This is a genomic window from Caulobacter sp. FW305-C-30-S16 (assembly GCF_058783025.1).
The window spans coordinates 759,302-782,379 of record NZ_JBYSYH010000002.1; the positions used below are offsets into that span (position 1 = coordinate 759,302).

Below are 23,078 nucleotides of genomic sequence, written 5' to 3' on the forward strand. Positions count from 1 at the left end.
GCCGGTCTCGCGGGCGTCCCCCATTGGGGGGGACCTGTCAGGCGCGGTCGAGCAGATCCGCGATGATCGTCGGGTGGGTGAAATAGACCAGCAAACCGGCGTCGGGAATAACGGTGAAACGCGGATTGGGAAGTCCGCCCCAGACCGCTTCCGCATCCGGCAGGGTCAGGTGGTCGCTCAGGGCCACGGTCCAGCAACCGCCGCCGACGCCCTCCGGTACGGTCCAGCCGGCGACAAACGCCTGGTGCTCCGCGACGAACCCGCCGCCCGACCGGGCGAACATCCCCTGGGCATCCTGGACCAGCGCGTCGAGCACGCCGGGCGACTGCAGCGCTTCCCGGTCATGCGGCAGGTGGGCGACGGACTGGCGCATGACCTTTTCCAGCAGGTCGGTGCGCGTCTGGCGGCGCAGGATCTGCGCGACCAGGTCGATCAGCGCGGGATTGGCGATGAAGGCCTTGCCGAGGGCGGCCATCATGGAGCCGGGACGCCTGATCAGGTGGTGGTCCGCCGTCAGGGGCCACTTCGGATTGACCGCCACGCCGGCCAGAATGCGGTCCGCGTACTGCCGGGCGAAGAACAGACCGGCAGGGGTGGCGGAGTCGCGGATCATCAGCCGGGTCCGGTCGATCCTGAGAGCGTCCATGACCCGCGCCATGTCGTCCGAGCACTGCTGCAGATAGTCGCCGTCGGCGATGTCGGTGAGACCGTATCCCGGGCGCTGCGGCACCAGCGGCCGGTAGCCCCGCGCATGCAGGGCGATGACGAGCGCGGGGGGCAGGCGGCGGCCCGTGGCGGCGCCGTGCATGATGATCACCGGCTTGCCGCTGCGCGGGCCGTAGTCCGTCACCGCGATGCGCCGCTCGCCGGCCGCGACCACGCGCAGCCGGCCGTTGGGGTCGGCCGGCTCCATGACCGTCTCCGCCACCCCCGTCAGGGCCGCCAGGGTGCTGGTCTCCGCGGCGAGCCGCACGAGGTCCTTGGCCTTGTTCACGCCGGTCTTTGCGAACACCGCCTTGAGCTGTCCGCGGACCGTGGCGTCCTTCACGCCGAGGGACTGGGCGACCTCCCGTGCGGTCATGCCCTGGGCGAACCGGGCGGCGGCCCGGGCCTCGGCGGCCGTCGCCCCGAAGGTAGTGGCCAGAACGTCCTCGATCGACGGCGGCATGGCGTGGTCGCCGCACATCAGGTCCATCATCCGGCGGACGAGGTCGGGCGAGCGGCGGGCGCCGGCCTTCTTCATCGCCTTCTTCAGCGCCTCGCGTGCCGTTTCACGGCCGACGCCGATCCGCAGGGCGGCGGCTTCGAGGTTGGGGGCGTCGAGAAGAGCCACGGCAAGGCGCGCCTCGAGCGGGGTAAGCCCGAACGCCTCTGACGCCCGGCCGGCCAGATCGCTCGACCGAGACGGCGCGAAGCACATCAGCGCGATCCGCCGCACGGGCCCCGCCATCGCCGCCCGACAGGCCTCCGGCAGCGGCCAGCCGCTCGCGGACTCCCACACCCCGGCGCAGGCGGCCATGGCCGCGCCGTCCTGACCCTCGACCAGCCCGTTCGCCTGTCCATCCTTCAGCGCCTGGCGGATCAGGCTCCGGAACGTGGAAACATCGGGCTTCCCGCCGAACCATCGGGAGAAGACCTCGTCCGCGAGCGCCAGTTCCCCGTCCACCTCAACGACGGCGACGCCGATGGCTGACCGGGGCGCAACGTTGGCGGCGCCGTCGGCGGTGGTGAACTCCGCCGCCTCTCTCAGGGCCGCGGCAAGCGCCTCCGGCTCGCGGTCGAGCGACGAGGCCATGGCCGCCCAGTCTTCCAGGATGGCCTGGGACGGACGTCCTTGCGCAAGCCGTTCGCGGAGAATCTCCGGAAAGCCGTACTCAACTGTCTTCAGCACGTCGTCGCCTCCATCCGGGTCCCTCGACCGGATGCCTCACCATCATAGTCTGTTTCGGGCCCCGGAGAACAGGACTCGCCGAGTCGGTGATTCCCCATAACGGGGACGAGAATTTCTGCGTGGCGGTCGGGTCGAACAAGCGTTTAAACGGAGGGGAAACCTTACCGGAGCCCCCCGTGTCCGACGTCCTCTTCCAGCCGTTCCAGATCAAGTCCCTGACCCTGAAGAACCGCATCGTCATGGCCCCCATGACGCGCTCGTTCTCGCCGGATGGCGTGCCGACGGCGGAGGTGGCGGCCTACTACGAGCGGCGGGCCGCCAACGATGTCGGGCTGATCGTGTCGGAGGGCACGGGTGTGGCTCGCCCCGCCTCGCTCAACGACCGGAACGTTCCGCGCTTCCATGGCGACAAGGAACTGGCGGCGTGGAAGACCGTCATCGACGATGTGCACGCCGCGGGCGGCGCGATGGCGCCCCAGCTCTGGCACGTGGGCGCCGTGCGCTCGCGCGACCCTGACTGGAACCCCGAAGGCGGCTACGACAGCCCGTCGGGCCTCTCCAGCCCGGGCAAGCAGTTCGGCGAGGCGATGAGCGACGAAGACGTCGCCGACGCCGTCGACGCCTTCGGCAAGGCGGCGGGCGCGGCCAAGGCGCTGGGGTTCGATTCGATCGAGCTGCACGGCGCGCACGGCTATCTGATCGATCAGTTCTTCTGGAACGGTGTGAATCTGCGCACCGACCGGTGGGGCGGGGCGACCCTGCCGGAGCGCTCGCGATTCGCCGCCGAGATCCTCAAGGCCGTGCGCCGGGAGGTCGGTGAGGACTATCCGGTGATCATCCGTCTGTCGCAGTGGAAGCAGCAGGACTTCAACGCCCGGCTGGCCGAAACGCCCGCCGAAATGGAAGCCTGGCTGCAGCCGCTGGCCGATGCCGGCGCGGACGTGTTCCACTGCTCGCAGCGCCGCTTCTGGGAGCCGGAGTTCGACGGCAGCGACCTGAACTTCGCCGGCTGGGCCAAGAAGCTCACCGGGAAGCCGACCATCAGCGTCGGCTCGGTCGGCCTGTCGGGCGAGTTCATCGCGGCCTACGGCGGCGAAGCCAGCCAGCCGGCCTCCCTCGACAACCTGCTGGAACGGATGGACCGCGGCGAGTTCGACCTCGTCGCCGTCGGCCGCGCGCTGCTGCAGGATCCGGAGTGGGTCGTGAAGGTCCGCGATGGCCGCACGAGCGAGCTGCGGAGCTTCGAGCGGTCGGCGATGGGCGTGCTGTTCTAGGCGACCTGAAGACCTCGCACACCGCCTAAGCCGCGTGGCCGCGGGCATGGTCGGCGAACAGCTCCACCACGGCGTCGGGGTGTGAGTGATACAACAGCAGCCCGGCGTCCGGCAGGACCTTGAAACGCGCGGCGGGCAGGGCCGCGAACGCCCGCTCGACGCCGGGCAGCGACAGCGGGCCGCACTCGACCACCAGCCAGGGAATCCCCGGCTCAAGCGCCGGCGGCGTCCAGCCGCGGGCGTACAGGCCCTGTTCGTGGGCGAAGCCGTGACTGGTGCGCGCCGCCATCGCCTGGATGTCGCGGACCATGCTGGTCAGCACGCCGGGTCGCTGCAGCACCTCCTTGTCCGCCGGGACATGGTCGGCCGAGCGCTGAACGATGGCGGCCATGATGTCGGTGCGGGTCTGGCGGCGCATCATCTCGCTGAACACCGTCACCAGTTCTGGCCGGGCGACAAAGGCCCGGGTCACCGCACCCATGACGGTGTCGGGGCTGCGGACGGCTGATCCTGGCCAGCGCGGGTTGACCAGCATCGCCGCCCGGATGCGCGTCGCGTGGCGCCGCGCAAAGGCCAGGGCGGAGGCGGCCCCGTCGTCCCTCGTCAGCAGGAAGGCGCCCTTGAGCCGCAGGGCGTCGAGTATCCCGGCCATGTCATCGGCGGCCGTCTCGACATAGTCCCCCGTCGCGATGTCCGTCAGGCCGAATCCGGGACGTTGCGGCACGATCGGCCGGAAGCCGCCCCGGTGGAGGCCCGCGACAAGCGCCGGCGGCAGGGTGCGGCCGGTGATCGTGCCGTGGGTCACCAGAACCGGTTTGCCGCCGCGCGGGCCGTAGTCCCAGAAGGCGATCCGCCGACCGTCCGGCCGCAGCACCAGCCGCAGCCGGCCCGCGAGCCCCTCGACCTCGGCGACGGTTTCAGCGGTGCGCGACATCGACACGAGCACGCCGGCTTCAGCCGCCAGCCGCACGAAGTCCCGGGACTTGCTCACCCCGGCCTTGGCGTAGATGGCCTTGAGCTGACCGCGGACCGTGCTTTCGGCCGTGCCCATGGCCTCAGCGGCCTCCCGCGCGGTCAGGCCGCGGGCGAAATGAGCGGCCGCGCGGGCCTCTGCCGGGGTCGCGCCGAACGCGGTCACGAAAACCTCGGCCAGGTCCGGCGGTTCGGGCTGATCGCCGCACATCATGTCGAGCAACAGCCGGACCAGGTCCGAGGATCGCCGCGCGCCCGTTTTGCGCTGGGCGCTGCGAATGGCGTCGCGGGCGGTTTCGCGCCCCACGCCGACGCGATCGGCGGCGGCGTCCAGGCCGGGCGCGTCCAGCAGGGCCTCGGCGAGCCGGGATTCCAGCGGCGTCAGTCCGAACGCCTCCGCGGCCCGGGCGGCCAGTTCGCTGACCCGCGATGGCGCGAAGCCGAGCAGGGCGACGCGACGGGGATCCGCCGCCAGCAGGGCGAGCGCTTCGGCGGGCAGCGGCCAGCGCAGGGCCATGGCGCCGGTCGCCGCGCAAGCCGCGATCACCGCGCCGTCGGACGCCTCGAGCAGTCCGGACGCCTGGCCGCCGCGCATCGCCAGCCGAAGCAGCCGCCGCGCCGCCGCGTCCTCGGCCGGATCGCCGAACCAGGCCGCAAAGGCGTCGTCGGTCCACAGGGTCTGGCCGCCGGAGCCGACGATCGCCACCCCGAGCGCCCGACCCGGGATCAACGTGAACAGCGCTTCGGAAAGGTCGAGACGGGCCGCGTCCTCAAGGACCGCCGCCAGCGCCTCCGGCTCGCGCAGGGCCGAGGCTTCCAGCGTCCGAAAATGGTCCATCAGCGCCTCGACCGGCCGGCCATCGGCCAGGCGGCTGCGCACAACCTCCGACAGGGAATACCCGGTCTTCTTCGGCACTGACCCGACGCCTCCAACCCGGCGTACTGCCGGACGTCGGGCCCGAACCTAGACCAGATTCTCGGGATCAGGGACTGTCATGTCCGCGTCCATGTCGAGGGCGATGTGTGTGCCGGCAGGGCCGGACTCGATCAGGATCCGCCCGCCGATACGGCCGGCGCGGTAGCGCATGTTGGCCAGACCGCGCCCGGCCGGAGCCGCGTCCGGATCGAACCCCTGGCCGTTGTCCTCGAGCGACAGCCGCACCCGGCCGTCGGCCACCCGGCGGAGCGTCACCGCGATCCGGTCCGGCCGCCCGTGCTTGAGCGCATTGGTGCAGGCCTCCTGCAGGATGCGGTAAACCTGCAGCGTGCGGTCCGGTCCGAAGCCGGGCGCTTCGCCGACATCCTCGATCTGCCAGACCAGCGTAGCCCCGGCGGCCTCGCAGCGGGGCTCGATCCGGGCGCGATAGGCGCCCAGAGCCGTCGCCAGTGAGCCGTCGCCCTGTTCCAGCGAACCGACGACCAGCCGCAGGTCGTCGAGGCTTTCCTCGAGGCCGTGGACGAGCTCGGGGCCTGTCAGCCGATTGGCCCGGGCGCGCATGACCAGGCCCAGCAGCTGGCCGCCGATGCCGTCGTGCATGTCGCGCATGATCCGCGCCCGTTCCTCGAGCAGCAGGCTCTCGTGTTCACGGCGGCGCAGGTCGTTGATCCCGGCCAGGATCTCGCCCTCCCGTTCGGCCACCAGGGCGTTGAGCTTGTCCGCGGTGGCGTTGGCGGCCTCGAACACGCCACGGGCCCGGACGGCCAGAGACACCAGCAGAGCGAGGGGAAAGAAGGTCGCCGCCGGGCCGAGAAAGATGCCGTAGCTGTGGACGAAACGCACCGTGATGATGTCCGCCGCCGCCGCCAACAGGACGAAGATGAAGGCCGAGGACTCCAGCGGGTTGGCGCGCCCCCCGCGCAGATAGAAGGCGGCGAGCCGCAGCAGGCACCAGGCCATGGCCACCAGGCCGCACAGGCCGACGATCCGGTCGATGTCCTGCAGGCCGACGGCGGGATCGTCCTGCAGTCGCAATGCGATCAGGCCGACCGCCAGGACGATGACGGCGATCGAGACCAGCCCGAGCCGGGTGCGGGCGGGCAGGCTCCAGGCGCCGAACAGCATGCCGCCGACCGTCCGGGCCGGCGGCCGGTCGGGCGGCGCGAAAACCGATGTCCATTCGACAAAGAACCAGACGAGGAAGACCAGGGTCGCCAGGAAGGCCCAAAGATAGAGGCCGGCGTTGGCCAGCGCGCCCCACGGCGCGTCTTCGGCCATCAGTCCGACGTGCTGCAGGGCCCAGCTGCCGGCCAGTCCTCCGAGGGACAACAGCAGGCCCCGGGCGCCGAACAGCGGCGCTGCGCACAGGCAGAAGGCAGCCACGAAGGCCCCGATCACCGCATTGGCCAGGGGCAGGTCCGACCGCAGCAGCCGCAGCGCCTGCCAGGAGGGGTAGAGGGCGGAATACTCGCCGACGTGAAAGGGGCGCAGGTGGCCGAAGCCGATGGCCCGGCTGACGACCAGGTCGATCCGGGCGCCGGCGTGGACGTAGCGATCGGGGATGCGCAGCAGCTGGGGCCGGCGGCTGGTGACGGTCGAGTCGAAGCGGCCCTGGCCCGCGATCAGGTCGCCGTCGACATAGAGCCAGACGTTGTCGTGCGCGCTCGGCACCAGCACGGCGGGCGCCGACAGGCGGGCGTCCGCCTCGGTCAGGCGCGTGCGGAAGACCAGCGGCGTGCGGGCGCAGCATCGCCAGGCCGGCAGGGCCTCCGATGCGAAGGCGGCATCGGGCAGGGCGGCCGGGTCACGATCGCCGGCCTCCGCCAGCGCCGCCCGCGCGATCTGCCGGCCGGGCGCGGACTCGGCCACCGTGTTGGCCCACAGCAGGCCGCCGCTGAACAGCAGCTGCAGCAGGATGATCAGCAGCGCCAGGCTCCACGCCCGGAACGCCGTAGGGGGAAACATCCTGGCCGTCAGCGGGTCGGCCAAGCGGGCTATTCCTTGAGCCGGATCAAGCCGGCCTGGACCGCCTCGAACACTGCTTCGCTGCGGGAACTGACGGCCAGCTTGCGGTAGATGGACTTGACGTGGTCGCCGACCGTATTGGGCGAAATGCCCTGCAGCCGGGCGACTTCCTTGTAGCGGAAGCCCTTGGCCAGGTCCGTCAGGACCAGCACCTCGCGGGGCGACAGAGCGGGACCGGCCGCGGTCGGGGTCCGCTCGCGATTTCGCATGCGGGCGAGGATATGGCCGGCCACGGCAGGGCTGATCGGCGCGCCGCCTTCCAGCACCGTGCGGATGGCGGCGGCGGCCTCGGCCGGCTCCGCGCCCTTGAGCAGGTAGCCGTCGGCGCCGGCCTCGATGGACCGCACCACGCTGAGGGCGTCGCCAAAGACGCTGATGACGATGATCCGGATCTTGCCGCGCCGGGCGTCGATCTCGCGGATCAGATCGATCCCACTGCCGTCGGGCAGGGCCAGGTCGATCAACAGAACGTCGATGTCGCGGTTCAGCAGCTCCCGACCGCGGGTCAGGCCGTCCGCGACCCCGACGACCTCCAGATCCGGCGCCAGGGCGACGACGCGGGCCAACTCATCGCGCAGGACGAAGTCGTCCTCGATGATGGCCACCCGCTTGCGTCTTTTCGCCTCCGCCACAGGGCGTCCTCCCGACCGCGCCGCCAGACTATCCGTCAGCGCCGCCAAAGCCACTCCTCCTGGTTCCGGAGCGTCGCGGTTTCCCAGTTTCCGCCTTGCCGATGCCGGCGGCTATCACACGAACAGGGGATGGGACGGCCGTCGGGAACAGGCGCCGTGGCAATCCGTTGACCCTGAACGCCTCCAGCAGGCGGCTCCAACGGAAAGCAGTCCCCGATGACCAATGCAAACGAGAAGAACGACGGCTCGCAGCCTGGCGTGATGGGCGACGGGACTGAGGAGCAGAACCTCGGCCAGCCCGGGAACCCCGCCGCCTGCATCACCGAAGACGAGGTCAAGGCCGCCTTCGGCAAGGATGGCAAGGCCGCGGAAAAGCCCGAGCCGAAGTAGACAATGGCGGCGGGGACAGGCACTTCAGCCTCTGTCCCCGCAGCCGAGATACGATCTGTGACCGACACGCCCGACGATCCGCCCGCCGAAGAGACCCCGATGCAGAAGGCCCTGCGCCTGAAGCAGGCGGCCATCGCCGCCCGGCCCAAGCCGCCGCGCGGCGGGCGTTTCCAGCGCGAACAGGCGGCGGCGCAGACCTCGTCCTCCAAGTCCAAGCCGTGGATGTCGCGGTAGCCGGAGGGGACATGTACCAAAGGTACGTGTCCCCTAAATCAGCAGCTCGATTGGGGGACACGCACCTGCGGTACATGTCCCCTCGCGTCAGGCGTTGAAGTTCAGCTTCAGGCCCGGTCGCGGCCAGGTCGCCTTGTAGAGCTTGCCGGTGCCGGAGGCGGTGATCCAGGCCGTGGTCATGTCCGGTCCGCCGAAGCAGATGTTGGTCACCAGGAGGTCCGGGAACGGGTAGTGCTCGGTCGTCCCGTCCGGGTCGAAGGCGGTGATCCCGCCGTTGATGATCGTCGCCACACAGACCTTGCCCCCGGCCTCGACGGCCAGGCTGTCGAGCAACTGGTAGCCCGGCAGGTTGCAGATCACCCGCCCCGGCTGGAACGGCGGCGGTTCGGCCAGCACGCCGGGTTCGGCGATGTCGAAAGCCCACAGGCGGCCGAGGTTGGTGTCGGCCATGTAGACGGTCTTCTCATCCGGCGAGAGACCCACGCCGTTCGGCGAGACGAAGTGGTCGCGCTGGCGGCTGATGTGGGAGCCGTCGGTCTTCGCGTAGTAGAGCGCGCCGAACTTGCGGCCCTCCGGCGTCGTACAGCCGTGGTCGGTGAACCAGAAGCCGCCCTGCTTGTCGAAGACCAGATCGTTGGGGCCGACCAGCCGCTTGCCGTCACAGCTGTCGTATAGGGTTTCGACCTTGCCGGTGGCGATATCGACGCGCTGGATTGATCCGCCGACGTGGCTGGCCGGGGTCGGGCCGGGGATCAGCAGGCCCTCCATCTCCAGCCATTCGAAGCTGCCGCCGTTGTTGGTGACATAGATCGCGCCGTCCGGGCCGATCGCCGCGCCGTTGGGACCGCCGCCGGTCTCGGCCACCACTGATATGGTCCCGTCGGGCGTCACGCGCGTCAGCCGCTGCGCCGCGATCTCGGTGAAGATCACCGAGCCGTCGGCCATGGCGATCGGGCCTTCCGGGAAGCGGAGTCCCTCGGCGACGAGTTCGATGTTCATGCGGCGCACTCCCTGTCTTTTCTGGTTGCAGGGATAGAACCGCCTGACGCTGCGTCAGCGCAAGTCGCACGGTTAGCGCCGCTCAAGCACCCGGAAGACAAAGGCGTGGTCGTCGCCTTCGCCGGCGGCGTGGGCCTCGCGGCGCACTTCTTTCCAGCCGGCTTCGTCGAAGGGGGGGAACAGCACATCCCCCTCGGGCGCCGCGTCGACCTCGGTCACATACATCCGGGTCGCACGCGGCATGGCCAGGGCGTAGAGCGCCGCGCCGCCGATGACGCAGACCTCTTCCGCGCCGTCCTCTTCCGCCTGTTCGCGGGCGATCTCGACCGCCTCGCCGAAGGTCTCGCAGACCACCGCGCCGTTGGGCTCGAACGAGCCGTCCTTCGACAGCACCACGTTCAGGCGGCCCGGCAGGGGCTTGAACGGCAGGCTGTCCCAGGTCTTGCGGCCCATGATCACCGGCTTGAACATGGTGACCTGCTTGAACAGGGCCAGATCAGACTTCAGCCGCCAGGGCAGCTTGCCGTTGACGCCGATGACGCCATTTCGGCCGCGGGCGACGGGGCCGAGCGTTATGCCGACTTTCATGGCGCCACCCAGCCGAGGAACAGGACGCTGCGGGTCGGCTGGGCGGGATTGCCGGTCTCGGGATAGCGGGCCAGCACGATGGCGCGCGCCTCGTCGGGCGTCGCGTATCGGACGGACTGTCCGCCGCCCGGCGTGGTTCCCTCGATGGCCGCCTGGAAGCCTTCCTTCAGCGCCCAGGCATCGAGGCGTTTGCGCAGGCCCTCGTGGTCGGCCAGCGGGCCGCGCGCGACCATGATGCAGGCCTTGGCGCCGGGCGGGGCGGGGGGCGTGGCGACTTCCAGCGTCAGGGAGCGTTCGGCGATCTCGGCGGCCCAGCCGGCGTCGTCCTTGACGAAGCCGGCCTGGGCGGCGGCGGTCTCGAGCGGCGCGCCCTTGCTGATGGCCACGCAGGCCTGCAGCGCGCGCCAGGCGAGCGCTTCAGCCGCGCCGGCGGGTGTCACGGCCGGGGTTTGCGCCGAGGCGGGCAGGGCGAGCAGCGCTGCGCAGAGGATGGCGAGGCGGAGGGCGGGCATTGGCATGGCCCCTGACTACCCCGCCAGCGGCCGCGTGACCATCGACTGCGCGGCGAGGTGCGCGCGCTCAGCGAGCCTTGCGGGCGTCGAGATAGTCAGACAGGCGGCCTGCGGCGCGGTCGAGCTTCGGAAGCAGCCAAATGAAAGGTGGCACAACGATCGCGGCAAGAGCGATCATGAACAATCCCGTTGCGATGAATGGGTCCATCAGCTCGGCTCCTTGGCCTTCATATAGCGCAGAAGGAAGGTCGCCGCGAGAATGAAGACCAAACCGATCAGAAGACCGGGGACCGCGCGGCGGAGATCGATCAATCGCGTCGGGTCTACCAGAGGCGCGACGAGGGATCCGATCAGGAACGCCAGCCCGAAGGCGTTTGAGGCGTTCGCGGCCAGCTTCACGCGCTCCTTGCGCACCTCTGGATCGAGATGGCGCAGATCGTGGGCCGGAGGCGGGAGGTCGCTGGTCACCCGGCGATCCTGAACGAACCGGGAACAACTTTCAAGTGTGCCGGCGTGTCGACTAAACCGCGATCGGCGCCTTGATCGCCGGGTGGGCCTGGTAGCCCTCGAGCACGAAATCCTCGTAGCGGTAGGACAGCAGGTCCCGGTGCGGCGTGATCCGCATGGTCGGGAAGGGGTGGGGCTCGCGGCGGAGCTGCTCCTTCGCCTGATCCAGGTGGTTCAGATAGAGGTGCGCGTCGCCGAAGGTGTGCACGAACTCGCCCGGCTGCAGGCCGGTGACCTGGGCCATCATCTGGGTCAGCAGGGCGTAGCTGGCGATGTTGAACGGCACGCCGAGGAACACGTCGGCGCTGCGCTGGTACAGCTGGCAGCTCAGTTTTCCGTCCGCGACGAAGAACTGGAACAGGCAGTGGCAGGGCGGCAGGGCCATGTCATCGACGTCGGCCGGGTTCCAGGCGCTGACGATGTGGCGACGGCTGTTGGGATTGGTCTTCAGGCTTTCGACGACGGCGGCGATCTGGTCGATCACCCGGCCGTCCGGCGCGGCCCAGCTGCGCCACTGGCGACCGTAGACGGGACCGAGTTCGCCCGCCTCGTCGGCCCATTCGTCCCAGATGCTGACGCCCTGATCCTGCAGCCACCGGACATTGGTGTCGCCGCGCAGGAACCAGAGCAGTTCCAGCACGATCGACTTGAGATGCACCTTCTTGGTCGTCAGCAGCGGAAAGCCCTGCGCCAGGTCGAAGCGCATCTGGCGGCCGAAAACGCCCAGCGTTCCGGTGCCGGTGCGATCGCCGCGCTGCACGCCGTTGGTCATGATGTCGGCCAGCAGGCCGAGATACTGCCGCTCCGGATGATCGGCGGCGGCCTGTTCCTGTACGGCGATGACGGGCGCGATGGCGTTCATGATGGCAACCAAGGTCGGTCCGAATCAGCGCCTCGCCAAGGCGCCTTCTGCGACCGTCCACAGTTGATTCGCGTCAGCCGGCGAACCCGCCTTCGTCGAGGAAGACCTGCTCCTCGTCGGTCGTCTCGCGGCCCAGTTGCCCGTTGCGGTGCGGGAAGCGACCGAACCGGGCGATGATGTCGCGATGCACGATCGCGAACTTCAGCGTCTCCTCGTCGCCGGTAGCGTCGCGCAGGGCCTCGCAGAGCCGCACGCTGAGGTCCTGGTCGGCCATGTCCTCGGAATGCTCGAACGGCAGGTAGCAGAAGGCCCGCAGCGCCGGCTCGATCTCCTGGTCGAAATCCGACTGCACCATGTGCCTCGCGACCCGCCGGGCCATGGCGTCGGTGGCGAAGGCATGCGGCGACTTACGCCAGAGATTGCGCGGGAACTGGTCGAGCAGCAGCAGCAGGGCGAGGCAGCCGTCCGCGGTCGCCATCCAGTGCTCGTACTCGCCCCGTGCGGCGGCGAAATGGACCGGCTCGTACCGCAGGCGGATGGCCTCGTCGAACCGCCAGTCCTTGCGGAACCACTTCGCCGGCCCGGCGATCCGCCAGAAGCCGATCACGTCGATAGGTGCTGCGCTCATGCGGACAGGCTGGCGCAGAGTTCATTTCCGTTCAACCACGGTTCAGGTTGGCGCGCGCATCCGTTGTTCCATAGGGACAAGCAGGGACCGGCGGACGTCGGAACCACGGAGCAAATGATGAAAAAGACCATCTCGACCGCGCTCGTGCTGACGCTTCTGGCCAGCACGGCCGCCTACGCCCAGGACGAGGGCCGCCGTGGCGCGGGCCGCCAGAACGGCGGTGAGGAGTCGCGGGTTCCGCCGCCTCCGCCGCTTCGCGACGCGCCGCCGCCGGCCGCCAAGGGCCCGCAGGGTCAGCCCCAGGGGCAACCCCGTGGCCCGCGTCCGGGTGGTCCGGGCGCCCAGGGCGGCGGTCAGCCGCAGTGGCAGGGGCAGGGCGGTCGCCCGCGCGGCCCCGCCGGCGCCGGCGGCCAGGGTGATCGTCGCGGCCCGGGTCAGGGTCAGTGGCAAGGTCAGGGCGGCGGCCAGGGTCAGACGCCGGGTGGTCGCCCGGGTCGTCCCGGCGGCGACGGCCAGGGCCAGTGGCAGGGCCAGGGCGGTGGTCAGGGTCAATGGCAGGGCCCGGGCGGCCGTCCCGGTGGTCAGGGCCAGGGACAAGGACAAGGACAAGGTCAGGGCGGCTGGGATCGTGATCGCGACGGCCGTCCGGACGGTCGGCCGGGCGCGGGTCGCCCCGGCGGTCAGGGCCCGGGACAAGGTCAGGGCGGCTGGGATCGTGATCGCGACGGCCGTCCGGACGGTCGGCCGGGCGCGGGTCGTCCCGGCGGTCAGGGCCAGGGACAAGGTCAGGGCGGATGGGATCGCGACCGTGATGGTCGTCCCGACGGCCGCCCGGGCGGCCAGGGTCAAGGCCAGGGTGGCTGGGATCGCGACCGCGACGGGCGTCCCGATGGTCGCCCCGGCCAGGGCGGCTGGGACCGCGACCGTGACGGGCGCGGCGGCTGGGATCGCGACGGCCGCGGCGGCGACCGGCGCTGGGACGGGCGTCGTCCGGGTGAAGGCCGCGGCATGCGCAACCGGGACCATGGCCGTCGCTGGTACGACGAGCGGTCGTGGCAGCGGTCGTATCGCGCCCATCAGCGCTATCGGGTCTCGCCCTACCGCTACCCCAGCGGCTGGTACGCCCGCAGCTGGAGCTTCGGTGACTTCCTGCCGTTCGGCTGGTTCACCAGCAGCTACTACCTGAACGCCGGCGCCTACGGCCTGCCGTACCCGCCGATCGGCTGCGAATGGGTCCGCGTCGGCCAGGACGCCCTGCTGGTCGACATCTGGACCGGCCGGATCGTGACCGTCTACTACGGCCTCTTCTGGTAGGCCGCAGACCGCGCAACGATGAAGCCCCGGAGGCGACTCCGGGGCTTTTTCGTATGGTCGACGATCCGTCCGGCATAGAGGATGTGCGTTCAGAGGGGTTGTAACCCTTGACCTTCCGGCAATTTTCCGCTCGATAGCCCGGCCTTTGCTGCACTGCCGTTGCGCGGGTGCGGCGCAAATGACCTGACTGGAGAAAAATCATGCGCGTCTACTATGACCGCGACGCAGACCTGGCCCGCATCCTGGACCGGAAGATCGCGATCGTAGGCTATGGCAGCCAGGGCCATGCCCACGCGCTCAACCTCCGGGACTCGGGCCTCAAGAACGTCGCCGTGGCTCTGCGCCCCGGCTCCGCCTCCGCCAAGAAGGCCGAGAGCGAAGGCCTGAAGGTCATGACCGTGGCCGAGGCCGCGGCCTGGGCCGACGGCATCATGATCCTCGCGCCCGACGAACTGCAGCGCGGCATCTATGAGAACGAGATCGCCCCGAACATTCGCGACGGCGCGGCGCTGCTGTTCGCCCACGGCCTGAACGTCCACTTCGGCCTGATCGAGCCCAAGGCCACCGTCGACGTGCTGATGGTCGCGCCCAAGGGCCCGGGCCACACCGTGCGCGGCGAATACCTGAAGGGCGGCGGCGTGCCCTGCCTGATCGCCATCCACCAGGACGCCACCGGCAACGCCATGGACCTGGGCCTCGCCTACGCCAGCGCCATCGGCGGCGGCCGCTCGGGCATCATCGAGACCAACTTCCGCGAGGAATGCGAAACCGACCTGTTCGGCGAGCAAGCCGTGCTTTGCGGCGGTCTGGTCGAACTGATCCGGGCCGGGTTCGAGACCCTGGTCGAGGCCGGCTACGCGCCGGAAATGGCCTATTTCGAGTGCCTCCACGAGGTGAAGCTGATCGTCGACCTGATCTACGAGGGCGGCATCTCCAACATGAGCTACTCGATCAGCAACACGGCCGAGTACGGCGCCTATGTCAGCGGTCCGCGGGTGGTGACGCCCGACACCAAGGCCGAGATGAAGCGCATCCTCGAGGACATCCAGTCGGGCCGCTTCGTGCGCGACTTCATGGCCGAGAACGCCGTGGGCCAGCCCAGCTTCAAGGCCACCCGCCGCCGGGCGTCCGAACACCAGATCGAGGAAGTCGGCGGCCGCCTGCGCGCCATGATGCCCTGGATTACGAAGAATCAACTGGTGGACAAGGCGAAGAACTGATCCATCTCCCGCCTCAGGTTTGCGGGCAGGGGGTCGCCTTGGCGTCTCGGGTTTTCACTGGATTGATCGCGGCCGGCCTCTGGGCCGTCGCGGGAAGCGGGTTGGCGGCGACGGTGGATCCCGTCGCCACGACCGTCGACGGCGTGACCGTGGTCGCCGATCTCGACGTTCGCCTGGTCGTCGCGGTCGGTGGCGACATCGGCGAGACCACCTATGTCGCCAGCGCCCCGCCGGGCCTCGCCTGCGGCGGCGTCCAGTACCAGTACATGACCCAGTCGAACCGCCAGTGCTGGCTGCGCATCAAGCGCCGGACGCCGGTCATCCTGACCGCCCAGGCCAACGGGCGCTATGGCGTCGACTGGTCCGTCCAGTGGGTCGGGTGCGAGCCCGTGGCCAACGGCGCCGCCTGCACCGTGACCGCCCAGGCAGAAGCCCAGGTCGTGGCCCTGTTCACACGCAAGTAGGCGCACTACCTTGGTCGGGTCCTTCCGGAGTTCGCCCATGAAACGCATGATCCTCGCCGCCGTGCTGGCCCTGACCGCCGCGCCGGCGATGGCCGCGCCCGTGGCCTATACGATTGACCCGACACACACCCAGACGACCTTCCAGGTCGACCGGTTCGGCTTCACCACCGTCCTGGGCGCCTTCACGGCCGCCTCCGGCACGATCTGGATCGACGAGGCCGCACCGGCCGCGAGCCGGGTCGAGGCCCAGGTGACGGTCGCCAGCCTGTTCGCCGGCGATCCCACCCGCGACGAGCATCTGAAGGGCGAGCGCTGGCTGAACGCCGCCGCCAACGCCCTGATCACCTTCAAATCGACCAAGGTGGCGCCCACGGGCCCCGATACCGCCGACGTGACGGGCGACTTCACCCTGAACGGGGTCACCAAGCCGGTGACCTTCAAGGTCAAGCTCAACAAGATCGGCAAGGCCCCGGGCTCGGGCAAGCAGGCCGCCGGCTTCACCATCACCGGATCGGTCAAGCGCCGCGACTTCGGCATCGGCGCCGCCCTGCCGCCCGGTCTGATCGGCGAGGACGTGCCCATCCGCATCGAAGTCCTGGCCGTCGCGCCGACGCCCGCGGCGCCCTGACGCCTGTGGTCCGCCGCATCTCAAATCTCTATCTCTCCGGACCCGAGGTCTGGTTCCCGAACGTCGGCGCGCATTTCGCGCTGCGCCAGGCGATGTGTGAGGCCGTCGGCTTCTCCATGCTGCAGGCGGACACCAGCGAGCTCCGCGAGCTGGAGCCCGGCGAGATCATGGCGCGGGAGATCTACGCCGAGCGTGTCGCCCGGATGCGCCGGGCCGACGCGGCGATCGTCAACCTGACCCCGTGGCGTGGTCCGACGGCCGACCCCGGCACGGCGTTCGAGGCCGGCTTCCTGTCAGGCCTCGGCAAGCCGGTCATGGCCTACATGAACGTCGCCTACGAACACGAGGCCGAGTTCCGCGACCGCGTCGACGCCCACATCGGCGCCCAGCTCGACGAGGACGGCGTCTGGCGTGACGGTGAAGGCTGCCTGATCGAAGACTTCGGCCTGCCCGAGACGATCATGCTCTGGGCGGAAGCGCGGCGACTGTTCGTGATCGTGACGCCGGACGTGCTGGGCGACGTGACGGGGCTGCAGCTGTGCCTCGACGCGCTGCGGGAATACGCGGACGACTAGGAACGGGGACATGTACCGTAGGTACGTGTCCGGCAAACCGTGGCGGCTCGATTGGGGGACACGTACCCGCGGTACATGTCCCCTCAGTCCCAGGCCAGCGCCGCTTCACCCCGCAGGATCGCCTCGGCAGCAACGCTGTGCTTCCCGCCGTCCCGCTCATGCAGGACCAGCGGCGGCAACAGGATCAGTGGGGCCTTGCCGGTTTTCACCGCCCGCAGCAGCACCCGCTTGGCCGGCGCATCGGCAAAGGGGTGAATCGGCCGGATGCGGAACGAGCCGGCCTTGTCGCCCAGCAGCGACAGAAGGTCGCCCAGCCGGTCGGCGCGATGAATGATCGTGATCGACCCGCCCTCGCGCACGGCCTTGATCAGGAAGCCCGTCCAAGCCGCCAGGCCGCCGTCGGCCATCCAGGCGCCGGTCTTCTCCGGCGCAGGGGCGAGCAGGGCGTCCGGGTCGTCGAAGAACGGCGGATTGGCCATCACCGCGTCGAACACCGGCAGGCCGAGCGCGCGAAAGCCGGCCTGAACGTCGCCCTCGAGGATCTGAACCCGCTCGCCAAACCCGTTCAGGACAAGGTTTTCCCGCGCCAGTCCCGCGGCGCCCGCGTCGCGCTCGACGCCGGTGAAGCCTGCCCCCGGATGACGCGCCGCCGCCGCCAGCAGCGCCGCGCCGGGCCCGCAGCCGGCCTCCAGAACCCGCTCGCCCGGCTTCGGGTCGCAGGCCGCCGCGAGCAGGGCGGCGTCCATCCCCGCGCGATAGCCGCGGGTCGGCTGACGCAGCAAAACCCGTCCGTTCAGCAGCCGATCTTCGCTTGTGTCGCCCTGGTCAGCCATCTCGGCCTTGCCCTCGTCTCTTCCCTGACCTATCCCGCCCGTGAGGCTTCCCGCAACGGCGCTTGGGCCGCGGCCGGAAGATGAAGGAGCTCAGGTGTTGGACGCAGCGAATGCGGCCGTAGCCCGTCCGGCGGGCTCCGTCGACGGTCTGGTGGCGCTGGCCTCCTCCGACATGCAGGGCGTGAACGCGATCATTTCGGCGCGGATGCAAAGCCCGGTGTCGGTGATTCCGGCGCTGGCCGACCATCTGATCAACGCCGGCGGCAAGCGGCTGCGTCCGCTGCTGACCGTCGCCTGCGCCCGGCTGACCGGCGCGACGGATGACTCCTGCCTGAAGCTGGCGGCGGCGGTGGAGTTCATCCACACCGCGACCCTGCTGCATGACGATGTCATCGACTCCTCGCAGCTGCGCCGCGGCAAGGTGGCGGCGCACCTGATCTGGGGCGCGCCGTCCAGCGTGCTGGTCGGCGACTACCTGTTCGCCCGGGCCTTCGAGCTGATGGTCGAGGCCGGCTCCCTGACCGCGCTGGACATCCTCGCCAAGGCCGCCGGAGTGATCAGCGAGGGCGAGGTGCTGCAGCTGACGCGCGCCCACGACCTGAACCTGTCGCAGGACATCTATCTGGAGATCATCCGGGCCAAGACCGCAGAGCTGTTCGCCGCCGCCGCCGAGGCGGGCGCCGTCAGCGCCGGCGCGTCGGACGACATGCGCCGCGCGATGCGGTCCTATGGCCTGAACCTCGGCCTCGCCTTCCAGCTGGTCGACGACGCGCTGGACTACGACGGCACGACAGAGGCGCTGGGCAAGAACGCCGGGGACGATTTCCGGGAGGGCAAGGCGACCCTGCCGTTGCTGCTGGCCATCGCCCGTACCGGCGCGGCCGAGGCGGCCTTCTGGGAGCGCACCATCGGTCGCCGGGAGCAGACCGACGAAGACTTCCGCCGGGCCCGCGATCTGATCCTGCGCACCGGCGCCGCCGAGGCGACGCTCGATCTGGCCCATCAGTTCGCCGAGGAGGCCAAGGCCGCCCTGGTCAAGACCGACGCCAACGCCTGGCGCGCCGCCCTCGAGGATCTGGCGGACTTCGCGGTCAGCCGGCGGACGTGACCGGCCGCGTCCCCCTTCACCCGGGCGCGCGCAGCACCACGCAGGTGGTCAGATAGGGATGGAACAGCCAGTAGAGCTTGCCCATGGACCGTTTCCACTTGTCCCAGCCCAGAAACGGGAACGGGAACCGCAGAACAGGCCGCAGCAGGATCCACGGACGGGCCCGGACGTTGTCGCGGTACGAGCCGCAGGGCAGGATTTCCGCCTTCTCGATCGTCGAGCCGGGAAAGAGCGCCGCCACGTCTTCGGGCGTCGGGCGGAACAGGGTGTCGATGGGGTCGCGGTGGTAGGGATAGCTGCGCGGCACGGTCACCACCACCAGTCCGCCCGGTCCGACCAGGGCCATGGCCTTGCGGCAGAGGGCGCCGGGATCAAGCACATGTTCGAGGATGTTGCAGAGCAGGAGCGCGCGCGCGCCCAGCTGCCGGGCGGTCTCGAAGCCCTCTTCGGACATGATGTCGGCGGCGACATCGACGCCCTCTGCGGCCTTGAGGTCCAGATGAATGAAGCGGACGCCGCGGGCTTCCAGCGGCGCGATCAGCTGCTCCTGGATCCACGGCTGGTCCTGGGTCCGGAACTGGTGGGTCGAGGCGCCGACGTTGAGCAACGGACTGAGCTCGCCCGCGTCCAGGTGCGCGAGGGCCGCAGCAATCCAGGCGGCTTCCCGCGCGAACATTCAGGTCTCCGATGACGGGCCAACTGGCAGTCGCCTCAGATAGAACGGAAACAGGATGAACGGCGAGCGCATTCTCGTCATCAAGCTGTCGGCCCTGGGCGATTTCGTGCAGGCGACAGGCGCCATGAAGGCCATCCGGCGCAAGCATCCGGGCTCGCGCCTCACCCTCCTGACCACCGCGCCTTTCGCGGCGATGGGCAAGGCGACGGGCTGGTTCGACGAGGTCTGGAGCGATGGCCGACCGGGATGGAGCGACCTGCCGGCGGTGGCGCGTCTGATCGGCCGGCTGCGCGCGGCGCGGTTCGACCGGGTCTATGACCTGCAGTGCCAGGGGCGGACCAATCGCTACTTCCAGCTTCTGTGGCCGCACCGGCCGCCGTGGTCCGGCAATGCGCCGGGCGCGGCCATGTCCTATCGCGAGCCCGACCGCAACCGGCTGCACATCCAGGACCTGTGGGTGAAGCAGCTGGCGCTCGCCGGGATAACGGACGTCCCGCCGCCGGACCTGTCCTGGCTGGTCGGCGACGCGGCCAGATTCGCCATCGCCGGACCCTATGCCCTGTTGGCGCCCGGCGGTGCGGCGCATCGGCCGGCCAAACGCTGGCCCGCGCCGTCATTCGGCGAGCTCGCCTCACGCCTGCTGGCCCAGGGGATCACGCCCGTGGTCGTCGGCCATGGCGCGGAAGAGGCGGCGCTGGCCCAGGTGATCCTGACCGCCGCGCCGGGCGCGGTCAGCCTGGTCGGCGAGACCAGCATCGCCGATATCGCCGGACTGGCGCGCGGGGCCGCCCTGGCCGTCGGCAACGACACCGGCCCGGTCCATGTGATCGCGGCGGCGGGATGCCCGACCCTCGTCCTGTTCTCCGCCGAGAGTAACCCCGACATGAGCGCGCCCCGGCCGGTCCGTCCGGATCAGCCGGTGGCGATCCTCCGCGAGCCGGACCTGGCGGACCTGGACGTCGACCGGGTCTGGGCGGCGGCGGGCGGCCTCAGGCCAGCTGGCTGAACACGTCCGCGGTAAACTGGTTCATCGCCTGTACGCCGCGCAAGGCCGCCGCGCGGAACATCGCCCGATCGACCTGGAAGGCGAAGTTGGCCGTCTGGCCCGATGACCCCAGCTGCTCGAAACGGCCGGGCATGCCGAGATCGAGGTCGCCCTTGAACCGGAGGTCCGAGGTTTCGCCGGCGATCTTGATCAGGCCGCGGGTCGCCCAGACCGACGAGGGATGGTCGACCAGCTTCATGCCGCCGCTCACCTCGGCGCGGGCGCCCTGGCTGCGGATGGCGCCGTTGGTCGTCACCTCGCCGAGCGTCAGGGACGTGTCGCCGAAGGTGTAGACGTAGGTGGGCATGAGCAGGACGGCGTTCAGATCCTTGGACACCCAGTTGGTCCGCTGCCAGTTCTTGATCGCCAGGGCCCCGAAGGGGTTCCAGGCCTCCATGTGATAGAAGAACAGCCTGCCGCCGCTATCGGACGCCCAGGCCAGGTCGAGGGGCGGGCCGCCGCTCGGGTACTTCCATGTCTTCAGCGCGGGTTGCTCGACGACGCTGAACTCCGCCATGGCCGGATGGGCCAGGACCTCGGCGCGCGGCACGATGGTTCTTCCGAGCGCGGCCATGCGGCCGGACAGGTCTTCGACGCCCGCATCCGCCACCGCCCGCAGGTCCGTGTCCATGAGCCCGGTGATGTTGAGCGTCGATCGCCACCCGCCCGTGCCGACCGCCGAGGACTGGTAGACGTAGCTGCCGGTCTGGGTGGCGACCCGCGCGGCCAGAATCCCGACCCGGGGCGTAGCCTTGAGCATCTTCGCGAGGATCTTGCGGTCGCCCATTGTGGCGGTCGATGCATCGATCCCCGTCCGGGCCCACGAGCCATCGGGGAAAAGGGCGGTCACGCCGGCCAGACTGACGCCGGCTCCGAGAAGCTGTCTGCGGTCCATCATGCGTCCCTCCAGGGAGAGGCCGAGGATTGACCGCTGTCAGGGCGGACGCTCGCCTCAAAAGGGTGGTTTCGGAAGCCGCTGAAGAGCGTGTCCAGCGCGCGGCGGGTTCACCAGGACGTCGAACTGTCGCACCCGTTGCCAGCGGCGGAATTGGTCGCAGAACAAGCCGCGCCTGCGGAGGGGGCAGGCCTGCCCATGCGCAAACGCTACATCGGCGGGAATGGACCAGAAGCTACAATCGCAGGACGTGTGTCGCCCGCGGCCAGTCGACCGGTTCGAAGCCCATCGCCTCCCAGAACGGCGGCGCAGCGGGTGAGGCGGCGGCGTTCAGCGTCAGCAGCGGCGCGGACTGGAAGCCCTGCTGCATCATCGCGCCGGCAAGGGCGCGCGCCACGCCGGCGCGACGGAAGCCGGGGCGGACATAGAGACGTCGCATCCGCATCGCCGGTTCGGCGAGCCCGGCTTCCAGTGTCACGCCGCCGACGCCGGCCAGGTCGCCGTCGACGACCGCCGCGAACAGCGCGCCGGGTTCGGTGAAGGGGTCGTCGGGACCGCCGAACTCACTGGCCAGCATGGCCATGTTGCGCACGCCCTCGGCGGCCGCCTCGGCGCACATGACGTCGAATCCATGTGGCAGGGCCTCGACAACGCGCAGGATATTCACCACGTCTAGCGTCACGATCTTCCAGGGACCCTGTCCATGCGCCTGCTGCTCAACATCCTGTGGTTCATCCTCGGCGGCTGGCTGAGCGGCCTGCTGTGGCTGCTGGGCGGACTGATCCTGGCGATCACGATTGTCGGTCTCCCCTACAGCTTCGCGGCCTGGCGCATCGCCGGCTTTGCCTTCTGGCCGTTCGGCAAGGAGATCGTCTCGCGCGAGATCGTCACCGGCAAGAGCGACCTGGGCACCGGACCGCTGGGCTTTGTGCTCAACGTCATCTGGTTCCTGTTCGCCGGCTGGTACATCGCCCTGTCGCACATCCTGATCGCCATCGCCGAGGCCGTGACCATCGTCGGCATCCCGTTCGCCTTCAAGGACCTGCAACTGGCCCGCATCGCGCTCGCGCCGATCGGTCTGGCGGTGGTCGAGAAGCGGTAGCCGCGCCACGCTCAGCGCGGCGCCGGCCCCTCGTCCTCCTCCAGCAGGATGTCCAGGAACGTCTGGCGGCGGTTGAGGAAGCCGCGGGTCACCGTGAAATGCTCGGTGTCCTCGTACTCGATCCGCTCAAGGCCGTGCTCCGAGGCCTGGTAAATCCAGGCGTCCGGGTAGCCGAGGATGATCGGCGAATGCGTGGCGATGATCAGCTGCGACCGCGCCTGCACCAGCTGGTGCAGCTTGGCGAGGAACGCCAGCTGGCGCTGTGGCGACAGCGCCGCCTCCGGTTCGTCCATGATGTAGAGGCCATCGCCCATCAGCCGGTTCTCGAACAGCGCGAAGAAGGCCTCGCCATGCGACTGCTCGTGCAGGGGCCGCTCGCCGGTTCGCTTGCCGCCGGTCTGTTCGAGGTAGGTGGCGACGTTGAAGAAGCTCTCGGCCCGCAGGAAGAAGCCGTCGTGGGCGTAGGCCTTGCCGTCCCGGATGGGGCGGATGAACTGGTGCAGGACCGAATGGTTGGCGTGGGTGGCGAACTGGTGGTCCTTTGAGCCGCCCTCGGCATTGAACCCCCAGGCCACCGCCAGCGCCTCGATCAGGGTCGACTTGCCCGAGCCGTTCTCGCCGACCAGGAAGGTCACGCGCGGGTGGAATTTCAGGCTGTGCAGGCTGCGTACGACCGGCAGGTTGAAGGGGTAGGCGGCCTCATCCCAGCCGTCGCGGCGCAGGAACTGCGCTTCGATCCAGTAGGGGCGGGTGAGGCCGGCCATTCA

The 23,078-nt window shown here is 69.9% G+C and carries 28 protein-coding genes; 11 read left to right on the plus strand and 17 right to left on the minus strand.

All coding sequences use genetic code 11. The features are described from left to right. Window positions 1-37: 37 nt before the first annotated feature. Window positions 38-1,891, minus strand: a complete 1,854-nt coding sequence (locus AC3WJT_RS10660; RefSeq protein ID WP_492343094.1) for an alpha/beta fold hydrolase — start codon at window positions 1,889-1,891, stop codon at window positions 38-40. A gap of 176 nt (window positions 1,892-2,067) precedes the next feature. On the opposite strand from AC3WJT_RS10660, the gene AC3WJT_RS10665 reads away from it, so the two are divergent. Next, a complete protein-coding gene (locus AC3WJT_RS10665) occupies window positions 2,068-3,165 on the plus strand; it encodes an NADH:flavin oxidoreductase (protein WP_492343095.1) in 1,098 nt (365 codons plus the stop codon). Window positions 3,166-3,190: 25 nt separating this feature from the next. On the opposite strand, the gene AC3WJT_RS10670 is transcribed toward AC3WJT_RS10665, so the two are convergent. From AC3WJT_RS10670 to AC3WJT_RS10680, 3 genes are read right to left on the minus strand one after another with little or no spacing between them, the layout of a single operon-like run. Then, complete coding sequence (locus AC3WJT_RS10670; protein ID WP_492343096.1) at window positions 3,191-5,053, minus strand: alpha/beta fold hydrolase; 1,863 nt, start codon at window positions 5,051-5,053, stop codon at window positions 3,191-3,193. A gap of 48 nt (window positions 5,054-5,101) precedes the next feature. Then, window positions 5,102-7,063 (minus strand): sensor histidine kinase, encoded by a 1,962-nt coding sequence (locus tag AC3WJT_RS10675; protein WP_492343097.1) that lies wholly within the window; start codon window positions 7,061-7,063, stop codon window positions 5,102-5,104. Between the two features lie 5 nt (window positions 7,064-7,068). Next, entirely contained in the window at window positions 7,069-7,731 is a 663-nt protein-coding gene (locus AC3WJT_RS10680) for a response regulator (protein ID WP_492343098.1), read from the minus strand. A 216-nt stretch (window positions 7,732-7,947) separates the two neighbouring features. On the opposite strand from AC3WJT_RS10680, the gene AC3WJT_RS10685 reads away from it, so the two are divergent. Together AC3WJT_RS10685 and AC3WJT_RS10690 are read left to right on the plus strand one after the other, a co-directional pair. Then, window positions 7,948-8,121: a hypothetical protein gene (locus tag AC3WJT_RS10685; RefSeq protein WP_492343099.1), complete on the plus strand. Its 174-nt coding sequence runs from the start codon at window positions 7,948-7,950 to the stop codon at window positions 8,119-8,121. A 99-nt stretch (window positions 8,122-8,220) separates the two neighbouring features. Then, complete coding sequence (locus tag AC3WJT_RS10690; protein ID WP_492343342.1) at window positions 8,221-8,355, plus strand: hypothetical protein; 135 nt, start codon at window positions 8,221-8,223, stop codon at window positions 8,353-8,355. Window positions 8,356-8,442: 87 nt separating this feature from the next. Here AC3WJT_RS10690 and AC3WJT_RS10695 read toward each other — a convergent pair whose 3' ends face one another. From AC3WJT_RS10695 to AC3WJT_RS10730, 8 genes are all read right to left on the minus strand, one after another. Next, window positions 8,443-9,354 carry an SMP-30/gluconolactonase/LRE family protein gene (locus AC3WJT_RS10695; RefSeq protein ID WP_492343100.1) on the minus strand — a complete coding sequence of 304 codons (912 nt, stop codon included), beginning with the start codon at window positions 9,352-9,354 and terminating at the stop codon, window positions 8,443-8,445. Window positions 9,355-9,426: 72 nt separating this feature from the next. Next, window positions 9,427-9,942: a dihydrofolate reductase gene (locus AC3WJT_RS10700; protein WP_492343101.1), complete on the minus strand. Its 516-nt coding sequence runs from the start codon at window positions 9,940-9,942 to the stop codon at window positions 9,427-9,429. Then, window positions 9,939-10,454 (minus strand): hypothetical protein, encoded by a 516-nt coding sequence (locus AC3WJT_RS10705; protein WP_492343102.1) that lies wholly within the window; start codon window positions 10,452-10,454, stop codon window positions 9,939-9,941. The genes AC3WJT_RS10700 and AC3WJT_RS10705 overlap by 4 nt, the downstream gene beginning before the upstream one ends. Window positions 10,455-10,521: 67 nt before the next feature. Beyond that, window positions 10,522-10,662 carry a hypothetical protein gene (locus AC3WJT_RS10710; RefSeq protein ID WP_492343103.1) on the minus strand — a complete coding sequence of 47 codons (141 nt, stop codon included), beginning with the start codon at window positions 10,660-10,662 and terminating at the stop codon, window positions 10,522-10,524. Further along, the gene (locus AC3WJT_RS10715) at window positions 10,662-10,922 is read right to left on the minus strand and encodes a hypothetical protein (protein ID WP_492343104.1); all 261 of its coding nucleotides are present in this window, start codon (window positions 10,920-10,922) and stop codon (window positions 10,662-10,664) included. Before AC3WJT_RS10715 ends, AC3WJT_RS10710 begins: the two co-directional genes overlap by 1 nt. Before the next feature lie 52 nt (window positions 10,923-10,974). Next, window positions 10,975-11,823 (minus strand): thymidylate synthase, encoded by an 849-nt coding sequence (locus tag AC3WJT_RS10720; RefSeq protein ID WP_492343105.1) that lies wholly within the window; start codon window positions 11,821-11,823, stop codon window positions 10,975-10,977. 73 nt (window positions 11,824-11,896) lie between these two features. Beyond that, window positions 11,897-12,451 (minus strand): DUF924 family protein, encoded by a 555-nt coding sequence (locus AC3WJT_RS10725; RefSeq protein ID WP_492343106.1) that lies wholly within the window; start codon window positions 12,449-12,451, stop codon window positions 11,897-11,899. A 42-nt stretch (window positions 12,452-12,493) separates the two neighbouring features. Continuing rightward, a complete protein-coding gene (locus AC3WJT_RS10730; protein WP_492343107.1) occupies window positions 12,494-13,477 on the minus strand; it encodes a hypothetical protein in 984 nt (327 codons plus the stop codon). On the opposite strand from AC3WJT_RS10730, the gene AC3WJT_RS10735 reads away from it, so the two are divergent. From AC3WJT_RS10735 to AC3WJT_RS10755, 5 genes are all read left to right on the plus strand, one after another. After that, window positions 13,460-13,765 (plus strand): RcnB family protein, encoded by a 306-nt coding sequence (locus AC3WJT_RS10735; protein WP_492343108.1) that lies wholly within the window; start codon window positions 13,460-13,462, stop codon window positions 13,763-13,765. The two genes, AC3WJT_RS10730 and AC3WJT_RS10735, sit on opposite strands and share 18 nt — an antisense overlap. 200 nt (window positions 13,766-13,965) lie before the next feature. Beyond that, window positions 13,966-14,985, plus strand: a complete 1,020-nt coding sequence (gene ilvC / locus AC3WJT_RS10740) for a ketol-acid reductoisomerase (protein ID WP_492343109.1) — start codon at window positions 13,966-13,968, stop codon at window positions 14,983-14,985. A 38-nt stretch (window positions 14,986-15,023) separates the two neighbouring features. Next, entirely contained in the window at window positions 15,024-15,449 is a 426-nt protein-coding gene (locus AC3WJT_RS10745) for a hypothetical protein (protein WP_492343110.1), read from the plus strand. Between the two features lie 37 nt (window positions 15,450-15,486). Then, the gene (locus AC3WJT_RS10750; protein WP_492343111.1) at window positions 15,487-16,077 is read left to right on the plus strand and encodes a YceI family protein; all 591 of its coding nucleotides are present in this window, start codon (window positions 15,487-15,489) and stop codon (window positions 16,075-16,077) included. Between the two features lie 5 nt (window positions 16,078-16,082). After that, window positions 16,083-16,652 carry a nucleoside 2-deoxyribosyltransferase gene (locus AC3WJT_RS10755; RefSeq protein WP_492343112.1) on the plus strand — a complete coding sequence of 190 codons (570 nt, stop codon included), beginning with the start codon at window positions 16,083-16,085 and terminating at the stop codon, window positions 16,650-16,652. A gap of 83 nt (window positions 16,653-16,735) precedes the next feature. Here the strand turns inward: AC3WJT_RS10755 and AC3WJT_RS10760 are convergent, their stop codons facing one another. After that, window positions 16,736-17,485: a tRNA1(Val) (adenine(37)-N6)-methyltransferase gene (locus AC3WJT_RS10760; protein WP_492343113.1), complete on the minus strand. Its 750-nt coding sequence runs from the start codon at window positions 17,483-17,485 to the stop codon at window positions 16,736-16,738. A 97-nt stretch (window positions 17,486-17,582) separates the two neighbouring features. Between AC3WJT_RS10760 and AC3WJT_RS10765 the strand changes: the two genes are divergently transcribed. Further along, complete coding sequence (locus tag AC3WJT_RS10765) at window positions 17,583-18,593, plus strand: polyprenyl synthetase family protein (protein ID WP_492343343.1); 1,011 nt, start codon at window positions 17,583-17,585, stop codon at window positions 18,591-18,593. Between the two features lie 16 nt (window positions 18,594-18,609). Here AC3WJT_RS10765 and AC3WJT_RS10770 read toward each other — a convergent pair whose 3' ends face one another. Further along, complete coding sequence (locus tag AC3WJT_RS10770; protein ID WP_492343114.1) at window positions 18,610-19,269, minus strand: class I SAM-dependent methyltransferase; 660 nt, start codon at window positions 19,267-19,269, stop codon at window positions 18,610-18,612. Between the two features lie 55 nt (window positions 19,270-19,324). Here AC3WJT_RS10770 and AC3WJT_RS10775 point away from each other — a divergent pair, with 55 nt between their 5' ends. Then, complete coding sequence (locus AC3WJT_RS10775) at window positions 19,325-20,275, plus strand: glycosyltransferase family 9 protein (protein WP_492343115.1); 951 nt, start codon at window positions 19,325-19,327, stop codon at window positions 20,273-20,275. Here AC3WJT_RS10775 and AC3WJT_RS10780 read toward each other — a convergent pair. Beyond that, window positions 20,259-21,212, minus strand: coding sequence for a hypothetical protein (locus AC3WJT_RS10780; RefSeq protein WP_492343116.1), 954 nt, complete (start codon window positions 21,210-21,212; stop codon window positions 20,259-20,261). The genes AC3WJT_RS10775 and AC3WJT_RS10780 overlap by 17 nt on opposite strands. A gap of 232 nt (window positions 21,213-21,444) precedes the next feature. Further along, a complete protein-coding gene (locus AC3WJT_RS10785) occupies window positions 21,445-21,891 on the minus strand; it encodes a GNAT family N-acetyltransferase (RefSeq protein WP_492343117.1) in 447 nt (148 codons plus the stop codon). Window positions 21,892-21,912: 21 nt separating this feature from the next. On the opposite strand from AC3WJT_RS10785, the gene AC3WJT_RS10790 reads away from it, so the two are divergent. Then, window positions 21,913-22,311, plus strand: a complete 399-nt coding sequence (locus AC3WJT_RS10790) for a YccF domain-containing protein (RefSeq protein ID WP_492343118.1) — start codon at window positions 21,913-21,915, stop codon at window positions 22,309-22,311. A gap of 11 nt (window positions 22,312-22,322) precedes the next feature. Here the strand turns inward: AC3WJT_RS10790 and AC3WJT_RS10795 are convergent, their stop codons facing one another. Next, complete coding sequence (locus tag AC3WJT_RS10795) at window positions 22,323-23,075, minus strand: AAA family ATPase (protein ID WP_492343119.1); 753 nt, start codon at window positions 23,073-23,075, stop codon at window positions 22,323-22,325. Window positions 23,076-23,078: the final 3 nt, after the last annotated feature.

Excerpts from the sequence above, each read along its gene's own strand:
- AC3WJT_RS10685 (WP_492343099.1), top strand. The coding sequence starts at position 7,948 with ATGACCAATGCAAACGAGAAGAACGACGGCTCGCAGCCTGGCGTGATG.
- AC3WJT_RS10690 (WP_492343342.1), top strand. The coding sequence starts at position 8,221 with ATGCAGAAGGCCCTGCGCCTGAAGCAGGCGGCCATCGCCGCCCGGCCC.
- AC3WJT_RS10695 (WP_492343100.1), bottom strand. The coding sequence starts at position 9,354 with ATGAACATCGAACTCGTCGCCGAGGGACTCCGCTTCCCGGAAGGCCCG.
- AC3WJT_RS10700 (WP_492343101.1), bottom strand. The coding sequence starts at position 9,942 with ATGAAAGTCGGCATAACGCTCGGCCCCGTCGCCCGCGGCCGAAATGGC.
- AC3WJT_RS10705 (WP_492343102.1), bottom strand. The coding sequence starts at position 10,454 with ATGCCCGCCCTCCGCCTCGCCATCCTCTGCGCAGCGCTGCTCGCCCTG.
- AC3WJT_RS10710 (WP_492343103.1), bottom strand. The coding sequence starts at position 10,662 with ATGGACCCATTCATCGCAACGGGATTGTTCATGATCGCTCTTGCCGCG.
- AC3WJT_RS10720 (WP_492343105.1), bottom strand. The coding sequence starts at position 11,823 with ATGAACGCCATCGCGCCCGTCATCGCCGTACAGGAACAGGCCGCCGCC.
- AC3WJT_RS10725 (WP_492343106.1), bottom strand. The coding sequence starts at position 12,451 with ATGAGCGCAGCACCTATCGACGTGATCGGCTTCTGGCGGATCGCCGGG.
- AC3WJT_RS10735 (WP_492343108.1), top strand. The coding sequence starts at position 13,460 with ATGCGCAACCGGGACCATGGCCGTCGCTGGTACGACGAGCGGTCGTGG.
- AC3WJT_RS10730 (WP_492343107.1), bottom strand. The coding sequence starts at position 13,477 with ATGGTCCCGGTTGCGCATGCCGCGGCCTTCACCCGGACGACGCCCGTC.
- ilvC (WP_492343109.1), top strand. The coding sequence starts at position 13,966 with ATGCGCGTCTACTATGACCGCGACGCAGACCTGGCCCGCATCCTGGAC.
- AC3WJT_RS10750 (WP_492343111.1), top strand. The coding sequence starts at position 15,487 with ATGAAACGCATGATCCTCGCCGCCGTGCTGGCCCTGACCGCCGCGCCG.
- AC3WJT_RS10760 (WP_492343113.1), bottom strand. The coding sequence starts at position 17,485 with ATGGCTGACCAGGGCGACACAAGCGAAGATCGGCTGCTGAACGGACGG.
- AC3WJT_RS10770 (WP_492343114.1), bottom strand. The coding sequence starts at position 19,269 with ATGTTCGCGCGGGAAGCCGCCTGGATTGCTGCGGCCCTCGCGCACCTG.
- AC3WJT_RS10775 (WP_492343115.1), top strand. The coding sequence starts at position 19,325 with ATGAACGGCGAGCGCATTCTCGTCATCAAGCTGTCGGCCCTGGGCGAT.
- AC3WJT_RS10780 (WP_492343116.1), bottom strand. The coding sequence starts at position 21,212 with ATGATGGACCGCAGACAGCTTCTCGGAGCCGGCGTCAGTCTGGCCGGC.
- AC3WJT_RS10790 (WP_492343118.1), top strand. The coding sequence starts at position 21,913 with ATGCGCCTGCTGCTCAACATCCTGTGGTTCATCCTCGGCGGCTGGCTG.
- AC3WJT_RS10795 (WP_492343119.1), bottom strand. The coding sequence starts at position 23,075 with ATGGCCGGCCTCACCCGCCCCTACTGGATCGAAGCGCAGTTCCTGCGC.